Annotated in this window: 17 protein-coding genes; 7 read left to right on the top strand and 10 right to left on the bottom strand. The window is 58.8% G+C overall.

Annotated features, from left to right (window positions below):
- Positions 1-73 precede the first annotated feature (73 nt).
- The 3 genes from HG262_RS03140 (at position 74) to HG262_RS03130 (ending at position 4,937) form a co-directional block, all read left to right on the top strand.
- Positions 74-595, top strand: coding sequence for a (2Fe-2S)-binding protein (locus HG262_RS03140; protein WP_169269652.1), 522 nt, complete (start codon positions 74-76; stop codon positions 593-595).
- Positions 592-3,558, top strand: a complete 2,967-nt coding sequence (locus tag HG262_RS03135; protein ID WP_169269651.1) for a cytochrome c — start codon at positions 592-594, stop codon at positions 3,556-3,558. Before HG262_RS03140 ends, HG262_RS03135 begins: the two co-directional genes overlap by 4 nt.
- Positions 3,559-3,620: 62 nt before the next feature.
- Positions 3,621-4,937 (top strand): MFS transporter, encoded by a 1,317-nt coding sequence (locus tag HG262_RS03130; protein WP_169269650.1) that lies wholly within the window; start codon positions 3,621-3,623, stop codon positions 4,935-4,937.
- A 63-nt stretch (positions 4,938-5,000) separates the two neighbouring features.
- On the opposite strand, the gene HG262_RS03125 is transcribed toward HG262_RS03130, so the two are convergent.
- The 3 genes from HG262_RS03125 to HG262_RS31180 form a co-directional block, all read right to left on the bottom strand.
- Positions 5,001-5,468, bottom strand: coding sequence for a MarR family transcriptional regulator (locus HG262_RS03125; protein WP_211186937.1), 468 nt, complete (start codon positions 5,466-5,468; stop codon positions 5,001-5,003).
- An 88-nt stretch (positions 5,469-5,556) separates the two neighbouring features.
- Positions 5,557-6,804, bottom strand: coding sequence for a hypothetical protein (locus HG262_RS03120; protein WP_169269649.1), 1,248 nt, complete (start codon positions 6,802-6,804; stop codon positions 5,557-5,559).
- Between the two features lie 62 nt (positions 6,805-6,866).
- On the bottom strand, positions 6,867-8,324 hold the full coding sequence (locus HG262_RS31180) for a sensor domain-containing diguanylate cyclase (protein ID WP_169269648.1): 1,458 nt from the start codon (positions 8,322-8,324) through the stop codon (positions 6,867-6,869).
- A gap of 416 nt (positions 8,325-8,740) precedes the next feature.
- Here HG262_RS31180 and HG262_RS03110 point away from each other — a divergent pair, with 416 nt between their 5' ends.
- Positions 8,741-9,085 (top strand): hypothetical protein, encoded by a 345-nt coding sequence (locus HG262_RS03110; protein ID WP_169269647.1) that lies wholly within the window; start codon positions 8,741-8,743, stop codon positions 9,083-9,085.
- Positions 9,086-9,125: 40 nt separating this feature from the next.
- Positions 9,126-9,527: a hypothetical protein gene (locus HG262_RS03105; protein ID WP_169269646.1), complete on the top strand. Its 402-nt coding sequence runs from the start codon at positions 9,126-9,128 to the stop codon at positions 9,525-9,527.
- Positions 9,528-9,793: 266 nt separating this feature from the next.
- Here the strand turns inward: HG262_RS03105 and HG262_RS03100 are convergent, their stop codons facing one another.
- Complete coding sequence (locus HG262_RS03100; protein ID WP_169269645.1) at positions 9,794-10,702, bottom strand: LysR family transcriptional regulator; 909 nt, start codon at positions 10,700-10,702, stop codon at positions 9,794-9,796.
- 102 nt (positions 10,703-10,804) lie between these two features.
- Here HG262_RS03100 and HG262_RS03095 point away from each other — a divergent pair, with 102 nt between their 5' ends.
- Together HG262_RS03095 and HG262_RS03090 are read left to right on the top strand one after the other, a co-directional pair.
- Positions 10,805-11,971 carry a mandelate racemase/muconate lactonizing enzyme family protein gene (locus HG262_RS03095; RefSeq protein WP_169269644.1) on the top strand — a complete coding sequence of 389 codons (1,167 nt, stop codon included), beginning with the start codon at positions 10,805-10,807 and terminating at the stop codon, positions 11,969-11,971.
- Between the two features lie 38 nt (positions 11,972-12,009).
- Entirely contained in the window at positions 12,010-12,990 is a 981-nt protein-coding gene (locus tag HG262_RS03090) for a tripartite tricarboxylate transporter substrate-binding protein (RefSeq protein ID WP_169269742.1), read from the top strand.
- 595 nt (positions 12,991-13,585) lie between these two features.
- Here the strand turns inward: HG262_RS03090 and HG262_RS03085 are convergent.
- From HG262_RS03085 to HG262_RS03060, 6 genes are all read right to left on the bottom strand, one after another.
- Positions 13,586-14,659: a (p)ppGpp synthetase gene (locus tag HG262_RS03085; protein WP_169269643.1), complete on the bottom strand. Its 1,074-nt coding sequence runs from the start codon at positions 14,657-14,659 to the stop codon at positions 13,586-13,588.
- Between the two features lie 198 nt (positions 14,660-14,857).
- Positions 14,858-15,999 (bottom strand): IS3 family transposase gene (locus tag HG262_RS03080; protein ID WP_348984357.1). Its coding sequence is split into 2 segments (ribosomal slippage): positions 14,858-15,747 and positions 15,747-15,999, totalling 1,143 coding nucleotides; the frame shifts between segments, so codons are not numbered across the junction.
- 162 nt (positions 16,000-16,161) lie between these two features.
- Positions 16,162-19,512, bottom strand: a complete 3,351-nt coding sequence (locus HG262_RS03075; protein ID WP_169269642.1) for a DEAD/DEAH box helicase family protein — start codon at positions 19,510-19,512, stop codon at positions 16,162-16,164.
- On the bottom strand, positions 19,512-22,664 hold the full coding sequence (locus tag HG262_RS03070) for a DNA methyltransferase (RefSeq protein WP_169269641.1): 3,153 nt from the start codon (positions 22,662-22,664) through the stop codon (positions 19,512-19,514). Before HG262_RS03070 ends, HG262_RS03075 begins: the two co-directional genes overlap by 1 nt.
- A 33-nt stretch (positions 22,665-22,697) precedes the next feature.
- Entirely contained in the window at positions 22,698-25,625 is a 2,928-nt protein-coding gene (locus tag HG262_RS03065; protein WP_169269640.1) for an SNF2-related protein, read from the bottom strand.
- A 2-nt stretch (positions 25,626-25,627) separates the two neighbouring features.
- Positions 25,628-26,206 carry a recombinase family protein gene (locus HG262_RS03060; RefSeq protein WP_111825961.1) on the bottom strand — a complete coding sequence of 193 codons (579 nt, stop codon included), beginning with the start codon at positions 26,204-26,206 and terminating at the stop codon, positions 25,628-25,630.
- Positions 26,207-26,957 lie beyond the last annotated feature (751 nt).

Below are 26,957 nucleotides of genomic sequence, written 5' to 3'. Positions count from 1 at the left end.
AGAAGGGGCTTGCTCCCCGGCCCGCGTAGCGGCAACCTTTCACCCTTTCAACCTGCAGCCACGCGTCACGCCCATGGGATCCTCAGTCACTCCAAGCAACGCCCCGCCTCCGATCCGCTTGACGGTCAACGGATGCGCACACGACGTGCCGGCAGCGCCCGATACGGCGCTGCTGCATGTGCTGCGCAATGACCTGGAGCTCAACGGCCCCAAGTACGGCTGTGGCCTGGGCGAATGCGGCGCTTGCACGGTGCTGATCGACGGCGTGGCGGCGCGCTCTTGCGTGATCCCGGTCAGGGCGGCGCAGGGGCGGGCCGTGACCACGCTGGAAGGGCTGGGCACGCGGCAGCATCCAGGGCCGACCCAGCAAGCGTTCATCGACTGCCAGGCGGCGCAGTGCGGCTATTGCCTGAACGGAATGATCATGACGGTGGAAGCCCTGCTGCGCCGCGATCCCTGCCCCACGGAACAAGTCCTGCGCAGCGAACTGCACCACAACTTGTGCCGCTGCGGCACGCACGTGGAAATCATGCAAGCGGCGTTGCGGGCCGTGCAATTGCGCGCGGCGCGCGCTGCGGAAGATTCCCCACGATGAGCGCGAACGCTTTCGACGCGGCCTTGGCAAACGCCGGCCCGACGCTTGCTCTGCCTGCTGATCTGCTGCACGGCATCGCCCTGCGTCCCCCCGAATTGGCCTGGGACGGCACGCGCTATCGCGGAAGCCGGTTGCTGAGCGTGCGCCTGGCTGAAGTCCGCGCCTTGGCCGGCGTGGTCGCGACGGTGCGGCATGACCACTTCGCGGGCGTCGTGGCGGTCACGCCGCTGTATGCCCGGCAAGCGGCAGTGGAATTGGCCCCGGTCTGGCAAGCGTTGGATCCGACCGAGGCACCGCGCGTGTCTGCGTCCGGGGCTGATCAACGTCGCTACAGCTTGCGCCTGCCGTCGGGCGAATCCAACGGGCGCGCGCGGGTCACGGCATGGAGCGTGAACGGGCATACCGGCGTGTGGCTGCCGGCCTGCACGCAAGAGGTTCAACAACAACTGCGGCGCGAGCTGTCCGCGTTGCTGCACCAACCCGAGGCGGCGATACGGCTGACGGTCATGGGGGCCGGCGGCACCGCCGCAACCGAACCCAACCCGCCGCATCCGCTGGACTTGCTGGATGCCGCGGCCGACGCGGCGCTGCTTTCGCAGGCGGCAGGCCGGCCGGTCTGCGTGGCCTGCGATGCCGGGGCGGCGGATGAACTGGTGCTGCATGTGTCGCAGTCGGCGGCGCCCTCGGAAGCCGCCTTGGATTCAGCCACCCAGGTGTCTGGGGTTGATCCCAATCAGGCGCCGTCCACGGGGTTGTGGTCGGAGGCGCCCTGGGCGATGCGGCCCAGCCTGGCGCGGCTGTTGAGCCAGCCCGGACACGCCCGCGCATCCGCGCAGGCGACGGTGCGCAGTGAGGTGGCGGTGCAGGCCAGCAAGGGGCCGTCCCGGCCGCTGCACGCCAGCGTGGACGAGTTGAATGCGGCGCAGGTGTTCGCCGAGGAAAGCCTGTGGCACGAACAGGCCTTGGCCCAGGGTGAAGATCCGGTGGCGTGGCGGTTGCGGCACATGCCCGAGGGGCAAGGGCTGGCGCTGGCGCGTCAAGTGGTGGCAAGGGCGGATCTGCCCGCTGCGGACGATGAGGACGTGCCAGGAATCGGCACGTTGCGGGGGGCCGGGTTCGCCGCCGCCCAAGTGCAGTGCATGGACGAAGCCGGCGCTACCCGCATGGTGTGGAGCGCCTGGGTGGCCGAAGTCGCCGTGCAGCCTCAGACGGGCCGGGTCGAGGTGACGCGAGTGGTGGCGGGGCACGACAGTCAGCAGTTGCAGCCGGCGCAGAGCGCCCCGGTCCTGCCTCAAATCGAGCAACAGACCCCGTGGTTGCTGGCCAACGCGCGCCGCCTGTTGGCAGGGCCGCCCGCGTTCGATGACTGGACCCGCCCGGGGGCGAACGCCGTCGACGAACACGGCGGTACGCTAAGCAGGCACGAGGGGCAAAAGGGACTGTCCCGCAACGCTCCCGCCGACGGCGTGGTGACGCAGGGGCAGTTGGGCTTGGACGGCGTCGTGACGCTGCCCGCCGCGGCCGCCATCGCCAACGCCATCCAGGACGCCACCGGTGTGCGCCTGCGGCAAGCGCCGTTTGACACGGAACAGCTGCGGCTGGCGCTGGCAGGCCGTCGTGCCGGGCGGCCGCGCAATCCGTTGGCGCGGAGTTGGGGTTGGCTGGCGGCCGGCATGGCGGGCGTGGCAGGAATGGCCGTTGCGCTGTGGCCAATGAAGCCCGCGCTGCCGCTGACGGCGGGTCCGGATGTATCGCTGTATTCCATGCGCGCAATCGAGCGCGGGCGCCTGGTGGCGGCTGCCGGCGATTGCATCGCGTGCCATACCGCGCCTGGCGGCAAGGCCAACGCGGGCGGGTTGGCGTTGGACACGCCATTCGGCACGATCTACACCACCAACATCACGCCCGACAACGATACCGGCATCGGCCGGTGGTCGTACCCCGCGTTCGAACGCGCCATGCGCCAAGGCGTCCATCAGGACGGGCGGCAGCTGTACCCGGCGTTTCCGTACACGGCCTACGCCAAGCTGAGTGACGCGGACATGCAGGCGTTGTACGGCTATCTGATGTCGCAACCCGCCGTGCGCGCCGAAGCGCCCAAGACGCAGCTGGCGTTCCCCTTCAATTTCCGTCCGCTACTAGCGGGTTGGAATGCGTTGTTCCATGATGCTCGACCGTTCACGCCGGATCCGTCGCGCAGCGCGGAATGGTTGCGTGGCGCGTATCTGGTGCAAGGCGCCGGCCATTGCGCGGCGTGCCACTCGCCCCGCAACCGCCTGGGCGCAGAGAAGACGGGCGTGAACTACCTGGCGGGCGGCGAGGCCGAAGGCTGGAGCGCGCCCGCGCTGAACCAGTTGGCCACGGGCGCCCGCGCCTGGACGGGCGACGAATTGTTCCAGTACCTGCGCACGGGCTACTCGCCCCGTCACGGCGTGGCGGCCGGCCCGATGGCGCCGGTGATCCACGGCTTGGCCGAATTGCCCGACAGCGACGTGAAGGCCATCACCACGTATTTGCTGGACCTGCCGCAAGCGGCGGATGCTGCCGTGGCCAGGCCGGAATCGTCGGCACCCGCCCCGGCTGCGCAATCGGTGCCAGCCGCCACGATCCAGTCTCTTCAGGGCCGCCGCGCGAACGGCGAGCGCGTCTATCAGAACGCGTGCGCCGTCTGCCACGAAGCCGGTAGCGGTCCCACGCTGTTCGGCGTGAAGCCCCTGTTGAGCTCGAACACCAATTTGCATGCCGCAACGCCCGACAACCTGATCCAGGTGATCCTCAACGGCATCCAGACGCCCGCCAATGACGAGCTGGGCTACATGCCGGGGTTCAAGGACGCGCTGGACGACAGGCAGATTGCGGATTTGGTCGGCTATTTGCGGGAACGCCATGCGCCAGGCAAAGACCCCTGGCCAGACCCGACGGACACGATTAGCAGGCTGCGCGAGCACGCGGAGCTGAACTAAAGGAAGCGCGGCCACAACGCGTGCAGCAGTTTGTGTTGATCACAACAAGGGGTTTTTCATCTATGTCAGCTTCATTGGTTTCAGTGGACAAGGCCATTCAGGTGGCAGGTGTCGGCAAGTTCCAGTACCGGTTGTTCGTGATATTCGGCCTGGTCTGGATGGCGGACGCCATGCAGGTGCTGTCGATCGGGTTCAGTGCGCCCTCTATCGCCAAGACCTTCGGCATCACCGTGCCGCAGGCATTGCAGAGCGGCACGTTCTTCTTCATCGGCATGTTGATCGGCGCGTTCGTCTTTGGCCGGATGGCCGACCGCATCGGGCGCCGTCCGGTCCTGATGATCGCCGTGGTCATCGACGCCTGCGCCGGCGTGGCATCGGCTTTCGCGCCGGAGTTCACATGGTTGCTGTTCCTGCGTTTCCTGACGGGCATCGGCGTGGGCGGCACGCTGCCTGTGGATTACACGATGATGGCGGAATTCCTGCCCAGCGACCGTCGCGGCCGCTGGCTGGTGCTGCTGGAATCGTTCTGGGCCGTGGGCACCATTTTCCTGGCGCTGCTGGCGCTTGCCGCAGCCTCCTGGGGCGATGACGCATGGCGCGTGATCTTCTTCGTGACCGGGCTGCCCGCCCTGATCGGCGTGGTGCTGCGCTTCTATATTCCGGAATCACCGATGTATCTGAACCGGAACGGCAAGTCGGATCAGGCGCGCAAAGTGTTGGAGCGCGTGGCGCGGGTCAACCGCCGCGACGTCGATCTTCCCCACCTGCAGCCGGAAGTTCCGGTGCACAAATCGATGTTCGCGCTGTTCTCGCCGAGTTACCGCCGCCGCAGCATCGGGCTGTTCCTGGCATGGGCGCTGATCTCCATCGCCTACTACGGCGTCTTCGTCTATCTGCCCGTCAAGCTCAGCACCGAAGGCTTCGCTTTCATGCGAGGCCAGGAATTCCTGGTGCTGCTGGCGCTGGTGCAGTTGCCCGGCTTCGCGCTGTCGGCCTATGGGGTGGAACGGTGGGGCCGCAAGCCCACGCTGGTTGGCTTCCTGATCCTGAGCGCCGTGGGGTGCATGCTGTACAGCCTGGGCACGTCGCCGGCGGTCGTGATCGGTTCCACCTTGTTGATGAGCTTCTCGTTGCTGGGCACGTGGGGCGCCTTGTACGCCTTCACGCCCGAGGTGTACCCGACCGACCTGCGCGCAAGCGGCATGGGCATGGCGGGCGCCGTGGCGCGTTTTGGCGGGTTGTTTGCGCCGGCCATCATCGCACCCATCATGAGCAGCCACTTCACGCTGTCGCTGGTCGTGCTGTCCAGCATGCTGGTGGCGGGTGCCGTCGCCATCTGGTCGGTGGACGTGGAATCGCGCAACCGCGCGCTGGAGTGATCCGGGCTTGATTGATCGCCTGGCGCATTGCCAGGCTGAATGCGCAACGGCGGCGAACGGGCCTTAAGCCTGTTCGTCGCCGTTCAGCATTTTGGTCAGCAGAAAATCCAGCGCCAGGCGCTCGGCGGGGTTCAGGTTGCCGTACGTGCTTTCGGTGATCTGCTTGGCGAACGGCTCCATCTGCGCAACCAGTTCCTGCCCGATGGGCGTCAGATTGATGACGACCTTACGGCGGTCGATGGGGTCGTGGTCCACCTGGACCAGTTCGCGCTGCTTCAACCGGTCGACCACGCCGCGCACGGTGGCCTGGTCGATGACCGTTGCCTTGACCAGATCAGCCAGCGAGCTCGCGCCATGGTCCCGCACCGAACACAGCACGACGAACTGCGCCGCGGTGAGTTGGGAGTCGGGAATGTACTGCTGGAATAGGGCGGTATGCCGCTGATAGACCCGCCGCAGCAGGTGACCTATCTGATCAGAAAACAAATAGCCATCCTTCGTGGACGAGGACTTGCCTTTCATAGTGCGCATAAGCCTATCTGAAGTGCTGCGTTGAATATCATGACTTTTATCAACGGTACACGGTTTGAGCGGTAGCGGGTTTTGCCAGAACCGAAAATTAGTCAGCCAGCAGCTTCACCGTTTGTGGATTGAACGCACTGAAGGCGCCGCCGCAGCCGGCATAAGCGGCCGCCCGCGCGGGCACGCCGGTCGCGCGTATGGCCAACTGATTGCGAGACTGGCGGACCTCGACAAAACGTTCGCCCTCGACGGTGCCGTCCGGCAGGAAATAGAGTTGGACACGCAGTAGCGTCGATTCCCCGTCGATCCGTCCAGGTTGGCGGAATGCGGGAACCTGCAACGTGGCCGTCTGCCAGATCTGCGGCGCATCCACCGTTTGCCAGCGCACGGTCAACGGTTGGTCCAGATCCATGAATGCCTCGCCCACCGGGTAGGCGTAGTCGTGGCAGGTGGCGGGTAGCGGCGCAACCGACGCGAGTGCGCGTTCACCGACATCCAGCGTCCGCCCATTGATCTCCAGCCGGGCGATACCGTTTGGCGTGTAGTTCTGGGCCTTGAACAACACCAGCCCTTTCAGCTTCTTGCCGTCCAACTGTTGCTCCGTCATACCCGCCAGACGTTGCAGCGCGGGCGCAACCTCCACATGGTCGGGGTAGTGGAAATAGAGGTGCCTGAGCATCGTCGCTTCCCTTTTCCCAAGGATCGGAAAGAACGGCGATACGTCGGGATAGGGCAGACGGGTCAACGGTAGCGAATCGCCGGTTTCGCCGGACGCCACACGATAGGTGTATCGCTCCAGGTTGTCGTTCAGGCGCGCGCCCGTATAGGGAAACGTATTGGAAGCACTGTAGTTCGTTTCAGGGCTGGGATAGCGGATGAAGGCGGCGAAACGCTCGGGCTGGGTGGCTGCAAGCGGCATGTTCGGGCCCGCTCCCGACGCCGAGCTGGCATAGGGCTTCGTATCGATCCACAGGTCCTTGCCGCTCAGGTTCACATGCGTTTCGGCAATGGGGGGATGAGCGGCGCTGAACGAATCGTACTTTCCCCGCTCGATGGATTCGCTGATGGGATAAATCAGCAACGCCGCCAAGGTCGGCAGGAAAAGCACCGCATGCACGCGTCCCGGCATCTGCCCACGGTCGCGCGCCAGGTAGGCGAACCAGGTGATCACGAGCACGATCGCAAGCGGCCCACCCACCCAGATCGCCGCCGTGATCAGCGCCACGATGCCCCAGCCCAGGTCGGGCGAGGTGACGGCGACGATGCCCAGCGCGGCAAGCCAACCCGCCAACGCGATCGAGATAATGATGCCGAAGAGGTAGTGCCGGTAGGTTTTTGTCGTCATCGCGCAGGGAGCGGAATGTCTGGGGCATGCGCCACATTACGGTACTGGAACTGTACCTGACACTACGGGGATGTCGTGCGGCGCAACGCTCGGGATCGGCCCGCGCTCTTCGCGGCATACAGGGCGGCATCTGCCTCCGCGAGGAGCGAATCCAGGTTTTCCCCGTCTATCGGAAAGACCGAGATACCGACGGACGCACTCACTTTGGCAGTCACTCCCGGGTACTGTTCGGACAGTATCTTGACCAAGCCGTCTCCTGCGGATAGCGCAATCTCCGCGTTGGCGTCGTCCATCAACACGAAGAACTCGTCGCCACCAAATCGGGCGATGACGTCCGATGCACGGAATGCGCTCTTCATGCGTTGCGCGACAGCCTTCAGCACGGCATCGCCCATGGCGTGCCCCTGGGTATCGTTGACGTCCTTGAAGTGGTCCAGATCAATGGCAAGGATAGCTACCGGGCGGTTTGCCCTGGCCGCAGCCGCCAACACCTGATTCGCGACCTCCTGGAACAGAACGCGGTTGCACAGCCCCGTAAGGGGGTCGTGATAAGCCATCTGTTGCGCGCGCGCCAACATATGCGACGTTTCTGTCAGGGCTGCCCCGAGTGCAGCGGTTTCCACAAAGTGCGTAGGCGGGGCGACAAAGGCCGCCCCGCGGCCAAGGTCCACGGCTGGCTCGATAAGCGCCGTGATGGACCGTTCGATTGCACGTGCCATCCAAGCTGCCAGCGCCACGCCCAGACCGATGAGGGCGGCGCCAGCCAGGATGATTTTGAGCAAAGAGGCAGTAAGTTCTTCTGACAGAACGTTCGACGGCGCGCCAACAGCGACCGCCCACTTGCCGTCCGACGTATGCGTGAATGCCGTAAAAACCGGGGTGCCCTCTTTGGTAGTGCTTTCCAACGTGTCTTCCGCTCTTGCTATGACGGCGCGTCGGAGCGATGAAACTGCCGGTTGCCCTATGAACTGAGCCCCATCGCGTGTTCGGCCCGCGATAATGCCTTGCGAGTCGAGCAATGCTGCAACCCAACCTTCCCCCAGCGCCTGACGCCCCAATATCTTTCCGATGGCGTCGGGGCTGATGCCCGCCTGTAAGCTGTAGCGCACCTCGCCGTCGAGGACAACAGGCACGCTGATAGCAATCAAGTAGCGGTTTGTGGTGGTTTTGAATAAATCCGTTTGCTCCACGGTGCGGTACGAGAACACCCGGTTTAGCGCCTCTTCGGGCGCGGATGCGCGTACTGCGGGACGCGTGGAGTCGTGCGCGGTATTCAGTATTTGCATACGGCGACCGTCAACGAGCACGTAGCTATCGACGTTCTGCAATTGAGCTATCTGGCGCGCCTTCGCGTGAAAAGCGCGCAGGTCGCCGCGAGACAGTTCTTCAGAAGCGGTCAGCACTTGCAGACCGGCCGTCACACCATGAATCTCCCGCTCCCAGTCGACGGTAATACTCCGAGCAATCGACACGGTGGCGTGGTAGATCCGTTCCTTGTGCAGACGATAGTCTTCATACACAGTCAGAGACGCAACAAGCACCGCCGGGAGAGAGCACGCAAAGCCGAGTAGTACGAGCGCTTGGCGCAGAGACAACCGTCTCAAGGGGCGGGTAGGGATCGTGCGTGTGGCGGCCAATCATGCGCTCCACAGAGTGGCGTGTGTATATAAACGTATTGTAACGATGGCCGGGCGCCGCCGTCGCTTTTTATCGATGTTCGTACTACACGCCGCAATGTCTTGACCGTCGTCCGCCGTGTGCGGTGTCGCCTTCGCGCGGCTTCCACGGGGTCTCTGATTAGAGCTGTGTAGCCTTGCCCTCGATGCCTCTGAAGGTCATGTAGCGTATCGGCAACCTGGCAAGACCGGACCAGTTCTCGCGCGTCACGCTGGGCGTCGGGCAGGACGAGGTAGTTTTCGACACGGGTTCGGCTGAAATGGACGCTGGCGGCGATTTCGGTTCTGTCCAGACCCGGGCCTCGGAAGCGCTTGAACCCGCGCGCGGCCTCCAGGGGGCGCAGCTGCGAATTCTTGTTGCTGGTATATACGCGCGCCATGCGATCAATCTTGTTGCTCTGGAAGGCCACGATCGAGACCCAGTTGATCGGGAAGCCTTGGGCGATGGCGCGTCCCATGGCGTCGATGCGTCGATGCCTGTCTACAAGCTTTACGCCAGAGCCGTCAGCCGTTGCAACGACCTCCAGCGGCGGCAGCAGGCCCCCGGCCCCGATGTGGGCGGCGGAACTGAAATGCGGCCGGTCTACGTTTCTGATTTAACCTAAGCTGGCGCGTCAAGATTGAGCGATACCCCAAGGAGACTATATGTCTTTAGAGTTCGCTAGAGTGATGCTTGTCTTTATGCTAGCTCCGTTTTCCAGCTATATCGTCTGGGCGGTTTACGCATTGACGTGGTATTGGGGCAAGCAGCCCGGTACGGAGCCATGGGTTTCTTCTGCTGTCCTGACGTCTGCCACCGTTATCATTTATCTTCCCATGGCCGTCGTTGTTCTCGGACTGTGGGTTTATTGGACGCGAAAGGCCGTGAACACGTTTCCACGGCTGATAATCAGTGGGTTGGTGTGTGGCGGGCTGGCGGGCCTTGCATTTGCAAGACACTATGGCGTGCTTCTGCTGTATCTGGGGTTATCTGTCGGTGCCATTGTTGGCATTACGCTGGCGCTGGGCACTTGGTGGGTTCAGCGTCACCCCGCGCGCGGGGCATGAGCCGGGATAAGGTGTGACCGGGATAAGGTGTCAGACTGCAATTTCAACGCGATAGATTCGAAATTGCAGTCTGACACTGAGGTTTGAATTCCATTCTGCTACCTCTGGAATGCATGGCGCAGCCTTTAACGGCCCGCCCCACCTTTTGCTGCGGTGTTTCTGGCACCGCTGGCGCCCGCTCGAAAAATGAAGACAGCAAGCGGCTGTCAAGGCGGTTTGTATCAGGACCTTTGCCACTCGCCCGGCCTTCAACCTGGTCCAGACACTCACCCCTCGGTTACGTCGGTAGCGGACTCCCAAAGCGCTTCGGCCGCGCGCCCAATCATTGCCCGATCTCGGTACAGGCGAATCTCCAAGTCCACCATCCAGTCTGTGCTTGCTGCGACGACGAGCCGCTGCGCGTCAAGGTCCTCTTGGATCAACGATTTTGGCAACCAGGCAATGCCGCGTCCGTCCAGGGCCATTGAGCGAAGGACAGACGCCAGATGGGCGGTGAGCACGATGTGAACCGGGATGGATTCCAGTCGTCGGCCTTGCACAGCGCGCAAGATCCTCCCCAATCCTGACTCATCGGTATAGGCCAGCACCGGAACGGGGTCACGTTCCGTTTTGTCCAAACGGTGCTGGGGATGCCCCTTCAGCGTAGGCTTGGACACAGGAAGCAATTGGTCATGACCAACCACCGCCGACAGGTATGTATCGGAATCCATCTCACCATACATACGACTGTGCGCGTGACTCAAAAGGAAATGAACCTTGCCTTGCTGCATTTGAAACTCGCAGCGCGCCAGTACATCTGACATCAGTTCCACGGCGCCCAACGTCAGCCTCGACTCAAGACTTCTAAGCCAGCGCGGCAGGAAGGTGAAGGAAAGAGCGTGCGTGCTCGCGATGCGCAAGGTTGTCGAACTGGCTTCGGCCACCTGCTTGGCCTCCCCGGGCATTCGGGCGGTTCTGGCCACCAGATCCTCCGCAACTCCCTTGAACCACTCACCGACTTCGGTGAGCTGGGCAGGCTGGCTGCTGCGATCCACCAAGGGAGCGCCGATCCATGCCTCCAGTGCGCGAATTCGCCGGCTAAACGCGGGCTGCGAGCTATGCCGTTCCTCCGCCGCACGGGAGAAGTTACCGCTGGCAGCGAGCGCGAGAAAATCACCGAGCCAGATGAAGTTCATCGGCGGTTCTTCCACTGCATAGAAGTAGCCAAAATGAACATTGGGGTAGGAGGCTCCAGAGGTAGAAAATCAAAGCCTCAACATCGTTAGTACAGAGGCAACATGAAGATCGTCGAAATCCGCGAAAAAACCGTCCCGATCAGTTCGGCTATCCGCAACGCCTATATTGATTTTAGCAAAATGAATCTCAGCCTCGTGGCCGTCATCACTGACGTTATCCGCGATGGCAAGCCTGTGGTCGGCTACGGATTTAATTCCAACGGCCGCTACGGCCAGGGCACGTTGATGCGCGAGCGGTTCATTCCCCGCATTCTCGAAGCGAAGCCCGAATCGCTGGTGGACAGCACCGGCAACAACCTGGATCCGCACAAAGTCTGGCAGACGATGTTCACGAACGAGAAGCCCGGTGGGCATGGCGAACGTTCTGTGGCCATCGGGACCATCGACATGGCTATCTGGGATGCGGTTTCGAAGATCGAAGATAAACCGCTGTTCCAACTTCTAGCCGACCGTTATGGCGATGGCAATCCCAATCGCAAGATCTTCGTCTACGCCGCTGGCGGCTACTACTACCCTGGCCAGGACTACCGCAAGTTGCAGGACGAGATGCGCAGCTACATCGATCGCGGCTATACGGTAGTGAAGAAGAAGATCGGCGGTGCGTCGCTAGACGAGGACTTGCGCCGGATCGACGCAATCATGGAGGTTTTGCAGGACGGTCAGAAGCTGTGTGTGGACGCAAACGGTCGCTTCGACCTGGACACTGCCGTCGCTTACGCCAAGGCGCTTTCGCAGTACGACCTGTTCTGGTACGAAGAGCCGGGCGACCCGCTCGACTTCGAGTTGCAGGCGACGCTACGCAATTACTACAAGAACCCGATGGCAACTGGCGAAGATCTGTTCTCAATGCAGGATGCGCGCAATTTGATCCGCTACGGCGGCATGCGTCCTGACCGCGATTGGTTGCAGTTCGACTGCGCTTTGAGTTACGGATTGGTGGAATACCTGCGCACTCTGGAGATGCTCAAGGAGCACGGTTGGTCATCCAGTCGCTGCATCCCCCATGGTGGGCACCAGATGTCGCTCAACATTGCGGCTGGGCTGGGGCTGGGGGGCAACGAGTCGTACCCGGATCTTTTCCAGCCCTATGGCGGGTTCCCTGATGGCGTCAAAGTCGAAAACAGCTACGTCACGTTGCCCGACTTACCCGGCATTGGCTTCGAGGGGAAGGCCGATCTTTACCGTGAGATGCAGACATTGTCTGCATGAAGCTCAAGTCAACGTCAACAATAGAGGGGACACAAGCCATGAAGAAGCTTTGGTACGTTGCTGCGGGCATTACTCTGCTTGGAAGCACAGTTGCCGCTCATGCCGATTTTCCGAACAAGCCCATCACGTTGGTCGTTCCGTTTGCAGCGGGGGGGCCGACCGACAAAATTGCGCGGGACCTGGCCGAGGCGTTACGCAAGCCGCTGGGCGGCACGACTGTGGTTGTCGAAAACGCTAGCGGCGCGGGAGGCACAATCGGCGCCGCCAAGGTTGCCCGGGCCAACCCGGACGGTTATACGCTCCTTGTACATCACATCGGCATGGCTACCGCGCCATCCCTGTATCGCAAGCTGAGTTTTAAGGTGCCGGACGACTTCGAGACGCTTGGCCTGATCAACGAGGCGCCGTCGGTCATCATTGGACGGCCTGGCGTGCCGGCCAATACGTTTGCGGAACTCAGACAATGGATCAACGCGAGCGGCGGCAAAGTCAACCTTGCCAATGCCGGCCTGGGCTCTGCATCCCACTTGTGCGGACTGATGCTTCAGAGCACGTTGAAGGCCAGCATGACGACTGTTCCATACAAAGGAACTGGGCCAGCTATGAACGATCTGCTTGGCGGGCAGGTCGATATCATGTGTGAGCAGGCGACCAATGCTGTTCCACAGATAGAGGGCAAAAGGGTAAAGGTCTTTGGCGTGACTAGTCTGCAACGTCTCTCACTACCTGCTCTCAAGGACACGCCAACGCTGGATGAGGCTGGACTCACCGGCTTCAATGTGCAAATCTGGCACGGGTTGTACGCACCGAAAGGCACCCCGCCGGAGGCTATCGCCACGCTGAACACAGCACTTCGCACCGCCTTGAAGGACCCGGCATTCATCAAGCGCCAGGAGAGTCTGGGCGTGACGATAGTGACCGATGAGCGCCTGGAGCCTGCGCAACATCGGAAGTTCCTTGAAGGCGAGAAGACGCGCTGGGCTAAAGTCTTCAAGGACGCAGGCGAATATGCCGATTAGAGCGGAAACGGACCGCTTCGTTATTTGAAGATGTGTCTGGCGAAGCGGCCCCCCACGCAGATCGCCGCCGTGATCAACGCCACGATGCCCAAACCCAAGTTCGACGAGATCACCATAATGATCCCGAGCGCGCCAAGTCAGCCCGCCAAAGCGATCGAGAGAATGATGTCGAAGAGGTATTGCCGGTGGGTTTTTGTCGTCATCGCGCAGGGAGCGGAGTCCCTTCAGGGCGTGTGCCATATTGCGGTACTGGAACGGTACCCGACACTACGCTGAGGATCTCCCCGATACGGGGTTTGTGCGTTTGAGCTGCGTGCGATGACTTCCAGCGACGTGCATGCTGAAAGCTATTTGATGGTGCCCGGGGCCGGAATCGAACCGGCACGCCTTGCGGTGGGGGATTTTGAGTTGGGGATCTACAGTGTTTCTACAGGGGAATGGGGCGAATTCTAGCGTAGGTTGAAATAGGTAAAACCAGTTCCAAATCAGTAGGTTAGCGTATTTTAGCCAAATTGGTGAAAACTGGTTACTGTACCTGTACTGTACCTCGATTCGGTACAGAGTTAAGCCGACACGTGATCTTCAGGCTGCATGGTCATTGGTCATTTTTAGCCAACCAGTCCTCGAAGCTCTCTCGCGCTGAGATTGTCAATATACTTTCAAATGATTGTCTGTCACCTAGAAAAAGGCAATGCCGTATTATGGTGTATGGATTCAGTCTATCATTTTGGTTTGAGCTTTCGAATGCCTCTTGGTAGCGCTTAGCTTTTGCAATGTTTTCCTTCATATAAAAGTTGAACTTTCCCCTGCTGATGCCCGACTTGAGTCTAACGATTTCTTGAGTAAATCCGTCAACCTTATGTGGTTCGAACTCAAAGTCTTTAAAGAAGTGTTGTGCAATTTTCAGAAAACTGAAGGCATTTAGTTTCGAATGCTGGGGCTTTCCTTCGCTGGGGTTGATTTGGATCTCATCTGTCTCCTGCTTCAGAAGTTCATCCGAAATCTCTTCTTTTTCGATTTCTTCTACCGTAGATTTTCTGATCTCGCGAAACTCTCGGTCAGCAAGTTCAAACAGCGCGGCGAGTGTATTAATACGTCGTTTTAGTCCTATAGGGATTGATTTTTTATACTTAATCTTGTGATCAAGCACGCTCCATGAGTCTTGGATGATTGTTCTAACCTGAATCTCGAATCTGAACTCAGAGTACTTGGCATACTCTGGCATAGCTTTTCTGTTTTCGTTGAGTCGCACGTCTAGATGCAGACCTTTATAACCAAAAGAACCCTCTGTGTTTTCTATCTGTGCGCTCTTGTCTGTTTTATCAATTATTTCAAAGTGTTCTGAGAGACATTTTTCGACTTTTTCAACATCGTCTTCGTAAAGGCATACGACTCGCAAACCTATAAGGTCGGTAATATGATCCCGTATCGTGTAGGGGGTTGAGTTTGATTCGAGATCCGTGCGGTATTTTAAGTTGAACTTCTTGATGCACTCTTCCCGATCTTTAACACGGCCCTCTATTTTCGATACAGCTATAGCGCCAGCATGAATCAGGAGCGAGTTCGTAAGCGCTATAAAAGATTTCTTTGCATCTTCAAGTAGATCACGGTTTGAATTGTGAAAATCCCTAAATTGCGCTTTCTCTGATTCGAAATCCAAAGTGGGCATAAATAATCCTTGTTTTTATAGAGGGCGTCAAAACTAAGCCGCTCCGTGACGGAGCAGTCTTTTCAAATCCAAACTTAATCCGAGGCGGGCTAAATGTTGTGATTGATGGTTTCTAGTCCTTTTGACCCTAACTGACCCTAACCCCGAATTAGTCCGGATCAGAAGTAGAGATTTCCGGCTCATGACCCTAACCCCGAATTAGTCCGGATCAGAAGTAGAGATTTCCGGCTCATTGAGGTTGGTACTTTGGCCGCTGGCCAAGTGCTGGCGCGCGTATTCAGCAGGTGCCTGCCACTTCAGCGCGGAGTGGGGACGAACCTCGTTATAGTACGTCCGCCAGGCATCGATTTTCTCCTTGGCATCAGCAAATGACAAGAACCAGTGGCTATTCAGGCATTCCTGACGGAAGCGGCCGTTGAAGGATTCGCACTGCGCATTGTCTGTCGGCTTGCCGGGCCGGCTGAAGTCGATTTCCACCCCATTTTCGTATGCCCATTTGTCCATGGCTTTGGAGATGAACTCGCTGCCGTTATCGGTTTTGATGACGCGCGGCAAGCCGCGCAGTGCGCATACGCGACCGAGCGTCGCCACCACATCGTTACCCCGCAGGTTTTGCCCAATGTCAATGGCCAGACACTCTCTGGTGTAATTGTCGACCAGAGTCAATGCACGCAGGCGGCGACCATCGAACAATTGGTCCATGACGAAGTCCATGCTCCAGATGTCATTGATCGCTTGTGCGACCGCTTTGGGCTGGCGACGTTGCGCCGACTTATTGCGCTTGGGGCGCTGGTGCCGCAAGGACAAGCCTTGTTCGCGATACAAACGGTAGACCCGTTTGTGATTGTCTCGATAGCCTTCGCGGCGCAGCATCACGTGTACACGCCGGTATCCGTAGTGAACGCGCGTATGCGCTATCTCGTGGATTCGCATGACCAGCGCGCCACTGTCGCGTCGACACGATTCGTAGCGATACAACGACCGGGAAATCATGACTGCGGCGCATGCCTTGGTCACGCCGACGCCGTAGCGCTTCATCAGATCATCCACGAGTACGCGACGCCGCGAAGGCTTCAGAGCTTTTTTGCCAGAACGTCCTGCAACATAGCCTTGTCCAACGACAGGTCCGCGACCAGGCGCTTAAGGCGATTGCATTCCTCTTCAAGCTGGCGAAGTCGTCGCAACTCCGAGGGGCCAAGCCCGCCGAATTTCTTCTTCCAGTTGTAGAAGGTGGCTTCGCTCACGCCCATCTTGCGGCAGACCTCAGGTACGGCCGTTCCTAGTTCGGCCTGCTTCAGCGCAAAGGCGATTTGCTCTTCGGTGTATTTCGATCTCTTCACGGCATGGCTCCTATTCCATATGGTGAAATCATGCCGGATTTCTCTAATTTAGATCGGTACTAAAAACTGGGTTAGGGTCACATGCCGGATTTCTCTAATTTAGATCGGTACTAAAAACTGGGTTAGGGTCAAGGGTCAAAAACTCCATGAAGAATGCCATTCTCAAATTAAAGTTGAGAAGAGCTTTTTCAGATAGGTGCTGGCACCATCCTCCATGAACAACACGTTGCGACTTTCGAGATCGGCTTTCTTTGCCGGGTCGCCCACGTTAAGCAGGTCAGAGAATTTCGTCGGCGACAACACGAAGGCATTCAAGACCAGCGGCGCTTCGCCAGCCTTAGCTTGCGCTGCCAACGTTGCTTCCAGCGTCTTCACTTCTTTGTAGAGGCCCAGCTTGGGGTGAGACATATCGAGATTGCGCAAACCCTTCGGATCGACGAAGGTCAGCCATTGTTTGCCGCTGGTATCGTCCACCAGCCAAAGCAGGAAGTCCGGGTAGAAGTTGCCCGCCAACGCGAAGCCCAGACCTTTATCTTCCCGGTCTGCATTGCGCAATAGATAGAGGCTGCGCTGGCCAACCGCTTCCTTGCCTTCTGCCGAGTTATAGAACGTTTCCAAGTCACGAACAAACTCCCACTCGCTGGGCGCGTCAAAGGCAAGCGGACGCAGTTTCAGCGGCACTGCATCCTTGTCCTCCAATGCCAGCAGCGGGTAGTACAAGTGGCGGTCGAAGCTGATGGCGACCATGTGCGGCGCGTTCCATTTACTGGCCTCGCCGATCTTGCCGTCCGCCACCAGCTTCTTCAGCACCTCCAGCTTCGCCTGATACTCCAGTCCGTCGTCGCTGTTATCGATCTCGAATTGGTACAGCTTGAGCATCGACCCATGCTCTTCATCGATGTGGGTAATGTCGTAGAACTGGCCTTCATAGCCTTTTTTCAAGGCGTTATAAAAGCGGTCGGTGTAGTCGGTCAGTAGGCGTAGCAGGATATCTTCCTGCTTGCGGATATCGACGAAAGTCGTGACGGCCAATTCCGCTGCCGGTATGAACAACGTGTACCAATCCTGCGCGCCTGAGCAGAAGTCGATCAGCCGCTGTCGTTCCAGCCGCAGATTGCTCCAGCTTCGTTGAATTTTGTACTCCTGCAACGCCAGATAGATGTGATCCCAGTTGAAAGTGGCAAACAGCGCCTGATTTAGCTTGGCTTTGTTGCGCGCTTCCGTTGTAGAGACGGCGACCCCGCCCTTACTGGATAGCGCTTCCACACGTGGGTACAGGTCAAGCGCCACGTGGGGTGGCTTGATCTTCCCTTGAAACTCGGCGGGAATCTCGTACAGCCAAGGGAAGTGCGTGCGCTTAAAGCCTTGCTTCTGGTTGTCTTTGTAGCCGTCCTTTAGCGCCAAGGTCTTGAGCTTGCCCTTGGGCAGGTTGGCCCGTGTCGGGAAGTCCAGCTCCAGCACTTCGTCACTGGGCGTAATGCCTTCCTCGCGCAGGTAATCCTTGAACGCCGCCATGTAGCTGGCACGCACGCCGAAGATGTTCAGCGCTTCCAGTTTGTCTAGGTGTACGCCTTTAGGCCTGTCCTGCGGCAAAGTGCGCTGGAGCGAAAAACCCTTGCCCTTGAGGCGTACTCCGCGCCCAAACAACTGGATAATCTGCGAGCCTTCGCCCTGGCCCATGTTCAGTAAGCCCATGGTAGACACGCGCCAACTGCTCCAGCCTTCGGTGAATTTGCGTGAGCCGATGAGCACGTTGAGGCGGCTGTCCTTGTTGTTCAACGTGCCGAAGAGCGCGCCGCCGAAGTCATCGCGTTCACTGTCAAAAGTATCAGCGCTCTCCGCCATGCTGAAGAAGCCCGCGTCATCGCCAATGTTGATCAGGCCGAAGGGCTCCGCATCGCCCACGCGCAGGGCAAGCTCACCCTTACTGCTGCGGATGTTGACCAGTTTCAAACGTTGGCGGGCCGAAGCATTAAACACACGCTGCAGAATGTCGGCGTACAGTGCGTCCACGCGACCATTGAATCCCATCAAGGGCGTGAAGCGCCCGGCGAAGATGTTGTTGCCCTTGGCGTCCAATATTTGAGCCTTGTCGGCAATCAGGTCGGCCAGCCAGGTTTTGATCTGAGCATCGCTGTTCAGGAAGTCGGCAAGAAAATTCACCACTTCCAGAATGTCCGACTCCTCCCCGGACACTGTGTTGCCCACGAACACCCATAGTGGCTTCTCGATGTTGAAATCGGCCAACTTGTCGCGGTGCGTGCTCCACAACCAAAGCTGCTGGTAGTAGGCCAGCAGGCAGGCGGTGAAATACTTGCGCGCATTGTCCGCCTGCTCATAGGCCTCGCCATTCATGTTGAGGATCAGCGACTCTTTGCCGTAGCCGTCCTCATAGAAGAACTTGTACGAGTAGTCGAAGAGGATGCACTTGGCGTAAATCTCGCGGGTGGCGATGATCCGCGCGCGACGCTTGTCCTCTGCGCTCAAGGCAAGGGCTGTGTCCGCTTTTGCTGACGCAAGGTTGAAGCGCTGCCCAGGGTAAGCCAGCTTCCATTTGGACTTGAGCTGTTCTTCTTCCGCTTTTTCAACTATCAGTCCCTTGGCTACCGCCTGCCCGAACGTGGCCGAGTACTCAAAGGCAAAACCGCCGCGTACCAGCGCATCACGCCGCGCCATCCACGCGCCCGCTGCCGTTCCCGTACCACGATGGCCTTCGTCCACTAGCACCAGGTTGTTGCCCTCGAAGGCACCCACGGCGACGGTTTTATCGCCCATTTCATCGCCCAGCTTGTTGATGTCGATGATTTCAATGGTGCCGCGCGGCGGCGTCTGAGCCTTGTTGAAGAACTGCGAGAAGCCGAAGCCCGATAGCTCCAGCTCCTCCAGGTGCTGACGGCTCAAGCCTTCATTGGGTGTCAGCAGGATGATCTTGTCGGGATAGCTGCCGCTGCGCCCTGCCCGGAAATAGTGCAGATACTGGTGAATATTGACGTGCAACAGTAGGGTCTTGCCGCTGCCGGTGGCATTCCAGAAGGCGATCTTATTCAGGTCGTCCGCCTCGAAATCGCGGAACGGTTCCGCGCTCGTCTCGGCGCGGTAGCGCGTCATTTCCTCGTTCAGGCCGTCGAGCAAATCCTGACGGTGGTTGAAGTACCAATCCAGATACAGCTCGGTGAACAGCAGCGAGAGGTACTGGAAGTACTTCATCTGCAACTCATGGCCTTCCAGCTTGTTGCGCTGGGCGGTGATGGACTGCCAGTGGGCGACGACGTTCAAGTCATAGCGCCGCAGGTCAGCCTCCGGCACCTTGTTGGGATCGAACAAGCCTCGGATCAGTTCGTGGAAGAACTTGGTCTGGCCGTCCTCGTCAACGCCCTCGAAGCGGTCATCGCCCAAGCGCATCTTGAGTGCCGCCAGCGTGCCGCCCTGAAAGAACCCCAGCACCCATCTATTGAGCACCAGTTCCTGATGGAAACTGCGCTTTTTAGGTTTCGGTTTTGCTGCCCGCGCCATCAGATGTCCTCCACCGAGAACATACGCTCCAGAAACTCCGGTTCGATCTGACGCAGCTTGAGCACGCGAGTAGCACCGCCCTCTTCCGCCGTTTGCGTCAGCACGGTAGGGATGTTGTGGTCGCCGTTGAGGTAGACCACGTCGAACTCGTTGTCCGCCGGATTGATGGCCAGCTTGTCGCAGAGCTTGCTGATGCCCTCGTAGTCCAGCATATCGCAATCGCGCCACAGAACAAGGCAGCTTTCACCGCTGGGCAGCGTGCCGGTGACGGTGACGAAGCCGCGCTGCGGCTGGGCATCGATGTGCTTCACACGCAGGCCGATCAGATAGTTGAAGGTTTCGACCAGATCGATCTTGCGCGGCTCGAACGCGCCCGCCGAATCCACGGCCACGTTGAGGGTGTAGTCGAGGGGCCTCCTGAAATCCTCTACCGACAGCAACGAGCCCCGGCTTTCCACGTCCAGCTGGTAGTTGAGCAGGTAGTCGTCCTTAGCCTGCTGCGGTAGCGCGTTCAGCAGATCACCCTGCGCGGACGTGCGGCGCAATTGCAGGTTGTTCAGTGTGTCTTCGTAGCTTTCGAGCTTGAGGACTTTGAAGCAGTGGGAAATACCAGTTTCAGGAGAAGTTGGTTTGCCATCCTTCCAGTCAACGGAATATACGGCTTTCAGAATACGTGGCTTTATGACCGTATCAAAGTAGGTTCCTTGCTCAATGAGAATATAGCGATGATTCGCTTTCGTTTCTCGCCCAATTTTTAGCACTGCTTCCCCTGTGGTGCCTGAGCCAGCGAAAAAATCCAATGTAATGCTTTCCGGCTCTGCAGCACCGCAGGCGCGAATTGAGTCCTCTACCAGCTTCTTTGCCTTCGGAAAATCGAATAGCTTCTCTCCAAAGAGTTCCTTTTGCTCAGGAGCTCCGTAATTTGCAGAGGCATACTCTCCCTTATCCCACCAGGTTACAGGTGGTGCTTCGTCGTCCATTCTGGTCTTGAAGTCAATGCTGATATCTCCGTCTGCACTACGGCGAACGCGATACTCCTGATACTCACCACTGACCCGAATATGGCCACGCTGCCAGTTTTTTTCAACAAGGAGCCCGTCCACCTCTCGATTGGGATAGACAAGAGTTTCGTCGCCGCTTGGTTGTTCTAGCAAGTCATAGGCCTGCTTCTCCTCACTCCACTCCATCTTCAGTATTCTTATCTTGCCAGCAGCATCAACTGCGATCGGGTAATAAAGCCTTGGGCGATCAGTCCGCAAATCGTTGCTGCCTGCACGGATGAAGTTCATCCATGAATATCTTCCTTGTTCGTCCTCCAATGGATATCTAGCGGCTTTGCTGGCACCGTACCCAATGGTGTAAGGCACGGCCTTGTCGCCTTTCCCATAAAAGAACGCGTACTCATGCACAGGCGAAAATTTGCCCTTTGTTTTTCGGCTTTGAGGGTTTGACTTGACTACGGCAACACCCACTTGCTTCTCGAATGTTGAGTTAAGCAATTGAACTAGCGGTGATGCTTCTTGATCATCAATCGCAACGCTAATCAGGGAGTCCCCGCCCATGAGGCGCTTTGCTAGATCAAGCCTTGTCTGAATCAAGGAGAGCCAAGAAGAGTCTTTGTACCCGTTCTTGTAGGTTATTGCTGATGCATCGGTGTTGTAAGGTGGATCAATGTAAATACAACTTACACACTCACGGTACTTTGCCTGTAGCAGGGATAAGCCTTGAAAGTTGTCACTATTGATAAGCAGGCCGCATGCAGTCGCATCAATGTTCTCAATGCCCGCCACTAGCTTCTGTGCAACTTCAGTATCAAACAGACTTGTATCCACCATCAGAGATGGCACAGCTTTCAAGTCCTCCACTGCCCCTTGCGCATCGCTATCCCAAACGCCAAGTTGTTTCCATTGTTCCCACTGCCGCTCGTTCGCCGCCACTTCGGGCCATAGCGCATCCGGCACCCGATCCAGTGTGATGCAGTAATGGCTTGAGACAACGAACTTCTTTTTCAGCCACAGCTTCTTCTGGAAATCCTCCAACTGCGCCAGAAAGGCGATCAGCTTCAATGCGATGCTGCGTAGGCACTGGATCATGCGCAGGTTTTTCTCAATGTCGGCAAACGCGCCTGCGTTCTGCACGTCGTCGAGATGCATGACTTCGTTCTTTACGTAGAAGTCCAGCTCGCGCCGAAGAAAGCCACCCAGATCCTTGTGGATGAAGTAGTCCGCCGTATTCTTGGTGGTGTAGTCGCTCAGGTGCTTTTCCAGCAGGGTACGTTGCGGGCTCTTCTCCGTAGGAGCGCGGTTGCCCAGGGCCAGCCAGCGGGCCTTAACAGTTGAGTCCCCCAACACGGCTTCTACTGCCTTGGTAACCAGCGCATCCTGCTTGGTGCCTTTGGGCTGGGCGGCATACTCGAAGCGGATGATTAGCTCCTGGTTGCCGTCACTGCCCGATGCTTCCTCCACTGGCACCAGCTCTTCTTCGTATTCGTCGCCGTTTTCATCCAGTCGGGTGACGGTCTTCGCCGCCACTAGGGCAAATCGACGTTCCTTGTCGTTGTCCTTGCGATTGTCCTTGGCGGTGTCGGCGGCGGCGAGGCGGAAATGCACCGTACGGCCGTCTTCAAGCTTGAAGCTGTAGTTGCTGAAGTTTTCGCCGCTCTTTGTGTAGTACTGATCCTTGTTGGCCCAGTGCAGCATTACCTCCTCGCCAGCGTAGGGGATGGCGTAGGTGTCGCCCTTGTATCGGCGCTGGCTAATAAAGTCGCCGTCTTGGTAATAGCGTGAGAAGAAGGCCAACAGGTGGGAGAACACGGCGTTTTCGTGTTCATTGGCACCGGCGCTGTACTGAGCCAGTTTCTGCCGAAGCTCCAGTACTTTGGGCACGGTATCCGGGTTGATGCCATCGGCCTGGTACTGGGCTTCCTTTTCCTTGAGCTCACGCACCACTTGCTCACGTTGCGACTCATTACCATTGCTCAGGGCTGCCTGTACCTTTTCGGCCAATCGGTTTTCCAGATAGTCGTTGATCTCGCCTGCGCGGGCGTTGAGGATGCGGTAGATGCCGAAGTCGAGTTCCGGGCGGTCGATTTGGAAGATCTCGCGCAGCTTGGCGACGAGCTCCTGGAATTTGGGGTTCTGTTTATTGGTCATGGCTTGCCCTGGTTTCGGGATACTTGAATCGGGTTAGAGCACCTGCCAGCGCACGCTGAACAGGGTCTCGTTGCTTGTTTTTTCTTGCAGGCGCTGCTGGAGCAAGACAATTAATTCGTCGCGCTTGGCAATGATCTCGTCCTCGACGGCGAAAATTTCCTGCCGCAGACGTCGTTGCTTGCGCTCCAGTTCAGACAGTTCGCGCTGGATGCCGTCTTGCTCCTGCAAGGTGCAAGCCTTGCGAGCGTCGCGCTTCAACTGCGCGATGCGTGCCTTGGTGTTCTTCAGGGCTTCCTCTGAGGCCAGCAGCTTGTCGTCAGCCCAGCGTTCCAGCTTGTCGCGTTCTTCATTGAACAGGCGTTGGTTGGCTTCCAGCACCTGGACAATGGTGGCGGCGACCGCGCGCTGGCTGTTGGCCAGCAGGCCCTCGGGCACGGTGGCGCTCAAAGGCGTGGGTTTGCCCGCTGCTGGAATGGTCATCAGCTTTTCGCAGGTCTCCTGATCCAGTACCTGACCATCGTCAATGAGGCCGGAGAACAACAGTGCCTCTGTGGTCTCGAAGGCGGTCACTTCCAGTCGAGCCAGCGTCAGCCAGCCGGACTTGCCGCGCAATTTCTCGATCACGGAGACGCGCGCGCCGTGTTTGTCGTAGTCGAGCTTCAATGTGGCGACGGGCGTAGCCGCATTAAGGCTGGCTTCAATACTCCACTCCCCAAGCGGGTGGTTGAGGCGGTAGGCGTGCGCCAGCATGTCCGGCTGCGCCGCCCCACGGATGAGCTGATAGCGACCTGTGGCAATTCCAGTTGGCGGCGCGTTCAGAGAGAAGGCGTAGGACTGCTCGTCGAAACGTGCCCGCTCGCTCAATGCATAGCGGGTGACACCCCAAAACCAGCGGCCCAGCTTGTCGAGTCGGGCTTCGGTTTCATCCAATCGCAGCTTGAGGCGGTCGTGAACGTCTTCGTCGAAGTGCTCCAGCAGCTCGGACTGGGTGTCTTTGATGCGGTCGGCGATAACTTCTTCCAGCTCCGCTTGCAGGGCGTTGAAGGCAGCTTCGATCTGATCGGGCTGGCGGCAGGTGTCGTAAATCTGGAGGATGCGCTTCTCGAAGTCGAGGCCGCCTTCAATGCGGCCCAGCACTTCATCGCTCGCACCGAACACGCCGGAAAACAAGTTGAACTTATCGGTGAGCAGTTCCAGCACGCGATGGTCGGCCTGATTTCGGGTGTTGAGGAAGTTGATGACGACCACGTCGAAACGCTGGCCGTAGCGGTGGCAGCGGCCAATGCGCTGCTCGACGCGCTGCGGGTTCCACGGCAGGTCATAGTTAATGATCAGTGCACAGAACTGCAGGTTGACACCTTCGGCCGCCGCTTCGGTAGCGATCATGATTTCCGCGCCGGTACCGTCGTCCTTGCGGAAGTGGTCGATCAGCGCGGTGCGGCGATCTACTTGCGGTGAGCCGGTAACACTATCCGTGCCTTTGTGCTCTTCCAGCCAGCGCTGGTAGATGGCCGTGGAGTCTTCATGGTTGTTGGCACCGCTGAACAACACCAGCTTGCCTGCATGACCGTTGGCGGAAAGAAAGCGGTGCAGGTACTCCTGCGTGCGCCTGGACTCCGTGAAGATGATGGCTTTGCGTGGCGCGCCCAGCTCGGCCATTTTGTTGAAGCCCAGAGTGAGCGCCTTCAGTAGTGCCTGCGCCTTGGTGTCAATTTGCAGCGCTTGCGCGGCATCGATGAGCGCGGTCAGTTCCGCAATCTCGGCGGTGATGACGGCGCGCGCGGCATAGGCATCTTTTGCAGTGCCCGGCTTGCCGTCTTCGGATGGCTCAGTCGTGGGTGTTTCGGTGTCTTCGTCGGCCTCGATGGCTTCCTCTTCCAGATAGTCCTGCTCCCAGTCGTCCTCGGCGATAAGCCGTTCGACCAGTTGGCTGCCATCGTCTTCCGTTTTGTCTGCCGTGAGCAAGCCGTGCAGGCGCTCGCGGATGGCGACCAACGTGGCAGCGACGGCGGGCGCACTGGACGCCAGCAGCTTGCGCAAGATCAACCCCGTGAGATGGCGCTGCTGTCTGGGTAGGGCGTAGGAGTTTTCCTTTTGCAGAAATTCCGAGATGCGCTCGTACAGCACCTGCTCATCGTCAGTGGGATTGAACGGCTGGGTTAGGGCCTTGCGCTCGGTGTACTTGATGTACTCCAGTACGTCACGGCGCAGCGTGCGCTTGGCGAAGCTGGCAAGTCGCTCACGCAGCTCATCCAGGCCCGTTCCGCTGTTCATGAATTGCTTGCGGAAGGCGGTTTCGCCGCCGAACAGGTGCTCGTCAATCAGCGTGGACAGGCCGTAAAGTTCTATCAATGAATTCTGCAGCGGCGTGGCGGTGAGCAGCAGCTTCTTGCGACCTTGCAGTGCACGCTTGAGCGCCTGCCCGGTACGGTTGCTGGCGCGGTGCGCATTGCGCAGCTTATGCGCTTCATCGATGACCACCACATCCCAAGGCACGGCGCGCAGCTCAGCTTCCAGCTTGGCGGCAAACTGGTAGGACATGATCACGACCGCCTTGCCAACCTGCCGTTGCAAGGTGGCGAGCATGTCACCAGCGGACTGCTTGCGCAGCGAAACCGCATCGACCACGGTGGTGGGCACAGCGAACTTGTCGTGCAGCTCCTGCGCCCATTGCTTGCGCAGGCTTGGCGGGCAGATGACCAGGAGCCGACGGCGGCGCTCAGCCCAGTATTGGCAAACCACCAGCGCAGCTTCGATGGTCTTGCCCAGCCCCACCTCGTCAGCCAGCAGTACACCTTCCTGCAATGGGTTCCGAAGGGCGAACAGCGCCGCCTCGATCTGATGCGGGTTCAAATCGACGCTGGCATCGAACAGCGATTGGGAAAGGCGATCTATGCCATCGGCGGCGTGTCGCCGTGTCAGCTCGTGGGCGTAGTACTTGGCGTGGTAGGCTGAATACATCGTCAGCTGTCTCGCTTATTCGGCGTGACTACACCTACGTACTTATAGAGCGTTGTCCGAGAAACGCCATAACGGCGCGCCACATCAGCCACTTTGATGTCAGGTGAATTCAGGAGTGCTTTGATTTCTCGCACATCCTTTTCCCCCAGCTTTGGCTTGCGTCCACCCGACCGGCCACGGGCACGAGCAGCAGCCAAACCGGCTTGTGTCCGCTCACGGATCAAGCCACGCTCAAATTCGGCCAGCGCTGCGAATACATGAAAAATCAGCTTGCCTGCCGCGCTGCCGGTTTCGATCTTTTCTGTCAAACTCTCAAACCCGACGCCACGCTGCTCAAGATCGGTCACGATCTGCACTAGGTCGGGCAAGCTCCGGCCAAGGCGATCCAGCCGCCAGACGACTAGGGTGTCCCCAGCCCGGAGCGCCTTTCGGCATTGCCCGAGCTCGGGGCGAGCCGCATTCTTTCCGCTGGCCGCTTCCTCGTAGATCGCGCCGCACCCCGCCTGCTGGAGCGCATCACGCTGCAGGTCAAGGTGCTGATCATCGGTCGATACGCGGGCGTAGCCTATGCGTTGATTCATGGACGCATCCAGGACATTGAAAACTTGACGCCGATATTAACACTCATAGGCGGCTTTCACGGACACAAGTGCGCCACTTTGATCTGTTCAGAAAACCACCGTTTGATGGACACATTCCGAGCTGCACGGAAGCCTGCAAGCGAATAACAAGAAGTTGACCATGAGTGGAAAGAAAGCCGAGCACTCGTTTTTAAACAGCGCGCCTGCCGTGCCTCCGCACTGCTCGGTTCCCCTGATGGGTAGTGGGCCTTGAACTTGGGGCATAACCACGTGTGGTCGTGGCCTCCGTATGCCTACTTCCGACTCCTGATCGGTCATAGCAAACCGTTTCACCCCATTGACCGCGATGGGTCGTTATCGGCCGGTCGGCGAGGGCAGTTCGCGGCCAGGCGCCGACATTCACTTTCGTTGCCAAGGTCCCATTGAAGATCGCCTGCGGTCGCTCAGTTTTGGTAGGTGGTTATCAGCATTGACCGAAAGCCAATTTCTATGCGGCTACATCTCCCGAGCTACTCGAGGTAACATACTGTTTCTTATCGTAGGCTGGCATGGTTTTGAAGCGGCTTTTGGAAGGACAACAGTCAGGCGCCAGGAGTTGAGACCTGTGGAAGTTGGCATTGCTAGCTTTGCATACATAGGATCCTATAAGGGATGATTCTCATTGGAATCCAGATATGGGCCGAGAATCGACCAGCCTGGCAACATATACGGTTGTTGTGCTCCACGCCTACATGGTTTAAGGGGAGACATT

This window comes from Achromobacter sp. Bel (genome assembly GCF_012928505.1).
Classification (GTDB): Bacteria; Pseudomonadota; Gammaproteobacteria; order Burkholderiales; family Burkholderiaceae_B; genus Achromobacter.
The sequence above is the reverse complement of the archived record's forward strand: the minus strand, read 5'-3'. Positions and strand labels throughout refer to the sequence as shown.

Bases quoted from the DNA above. Each gene is read 5' to 3' on its own strand.
- HG262_RS03140 (WP_169269652.1), top strand. From the start codon at position 74: ATGGGATCCTCAGTCACTCCAAGCAACGCCCCGCCTCCGATCCGCTTG.
- HG262_RS03135 (WP_169269651.1), top strand. From the start codon at position 592: ATGAGCGCGAACGCTTTCGACGCGGCCTTGGCAAACGCCGGCCCGACG.
- HG262_RS03130 (WP_169269650.1), top strand. From the start codon at position 3,621: ATGTCAGCTTCATTGGTTTCAGTGGACAAGGCCATTCAGGTGGCAGGT.
- HG262_RS03125 (WP_211186937.1), bottom strand. From the start codon at position 5,468: ATGCGCACTATGAAAGGCAAGTCCTCGTCCACGAAGGATGGCTATTTG.
- HG262_RS03120 (WP_169269649.1), bottom strand. From the start codon at position 6,804: ATGACGACAAAAACCTACCGGCACTACCTCTTCGGCATCATTATCTCG.
- HG262_RS03110 (WP_169269647.1), top strand. From the start codon at position 8,741: ATGGACGCTGGCGGCGATTTCGGTTCTGTCCAGACCCGGGCCTCGGAA.
- HG262_RS03105 (WP_169269646.1), top strand. From the start codon at position 9,126: ATGTCTTTAGAGTTCGCTAGAGTGATGCTTGTCTTTATGCTAGCTCCG.
- HG262_RS03100 (WP_169269645.1), bottom strand. From the start codon at position 10,702: ATGAACTTCATCTGGCTCGGTGATTTTCTCGCGCTCGCTGCCAGCGGT.
- HG262_RS03095 (WP_169269644.1), top strand. From the start codon at position 10,805: ATGAAGATCGTCGAAATCCGCGAAAAAACCGTCCCGATCAGTTCGGCT.
- HG262_RS03090 (WP_169269742.1), top strand. From the start codon at position 12,010: ATGAAGAAGCTTTGGTACGTTGCTGCGGGCATTACTCTGCTTGGAAGC.
- HG262_RS03085 (WP_169269643.1), bottom strand. From the start codon at position 14,659: ATGCCCACTTTGGATTTCGAATCAGAGAAAGCGCAATTTAGGGATTTT.
- HG262_RS03075 (WP_169269642.1), bottom strand. From the start codon at position 19,512: ATGGCGCGGGCAGCAAAACCGAAACCTAAAAAGCGCAGTTTCCATCAG.
- HG262_RS03070 (WP_169269641.1), bottom strand. From the start codon at position 22,664: ATGACCAATAAACAGAACCCCAAATTCCAGGAGCTCGTCGCCAAGCTG.
- HG262_RS03065 (WP_169269640.1), bottom strand. From the start codon at position 25,625: ATGTATTCAGCCTACCACGCCAAGTACTACGCCCACGAGCTGACACGG.
- HG262_RS03060 (WP_111825961.1), bottom strand. From the start codon at position 26,206: ATGAATCAACGCATAGGCTACGCCCGCGTATCGACCGATGATCAGCAC.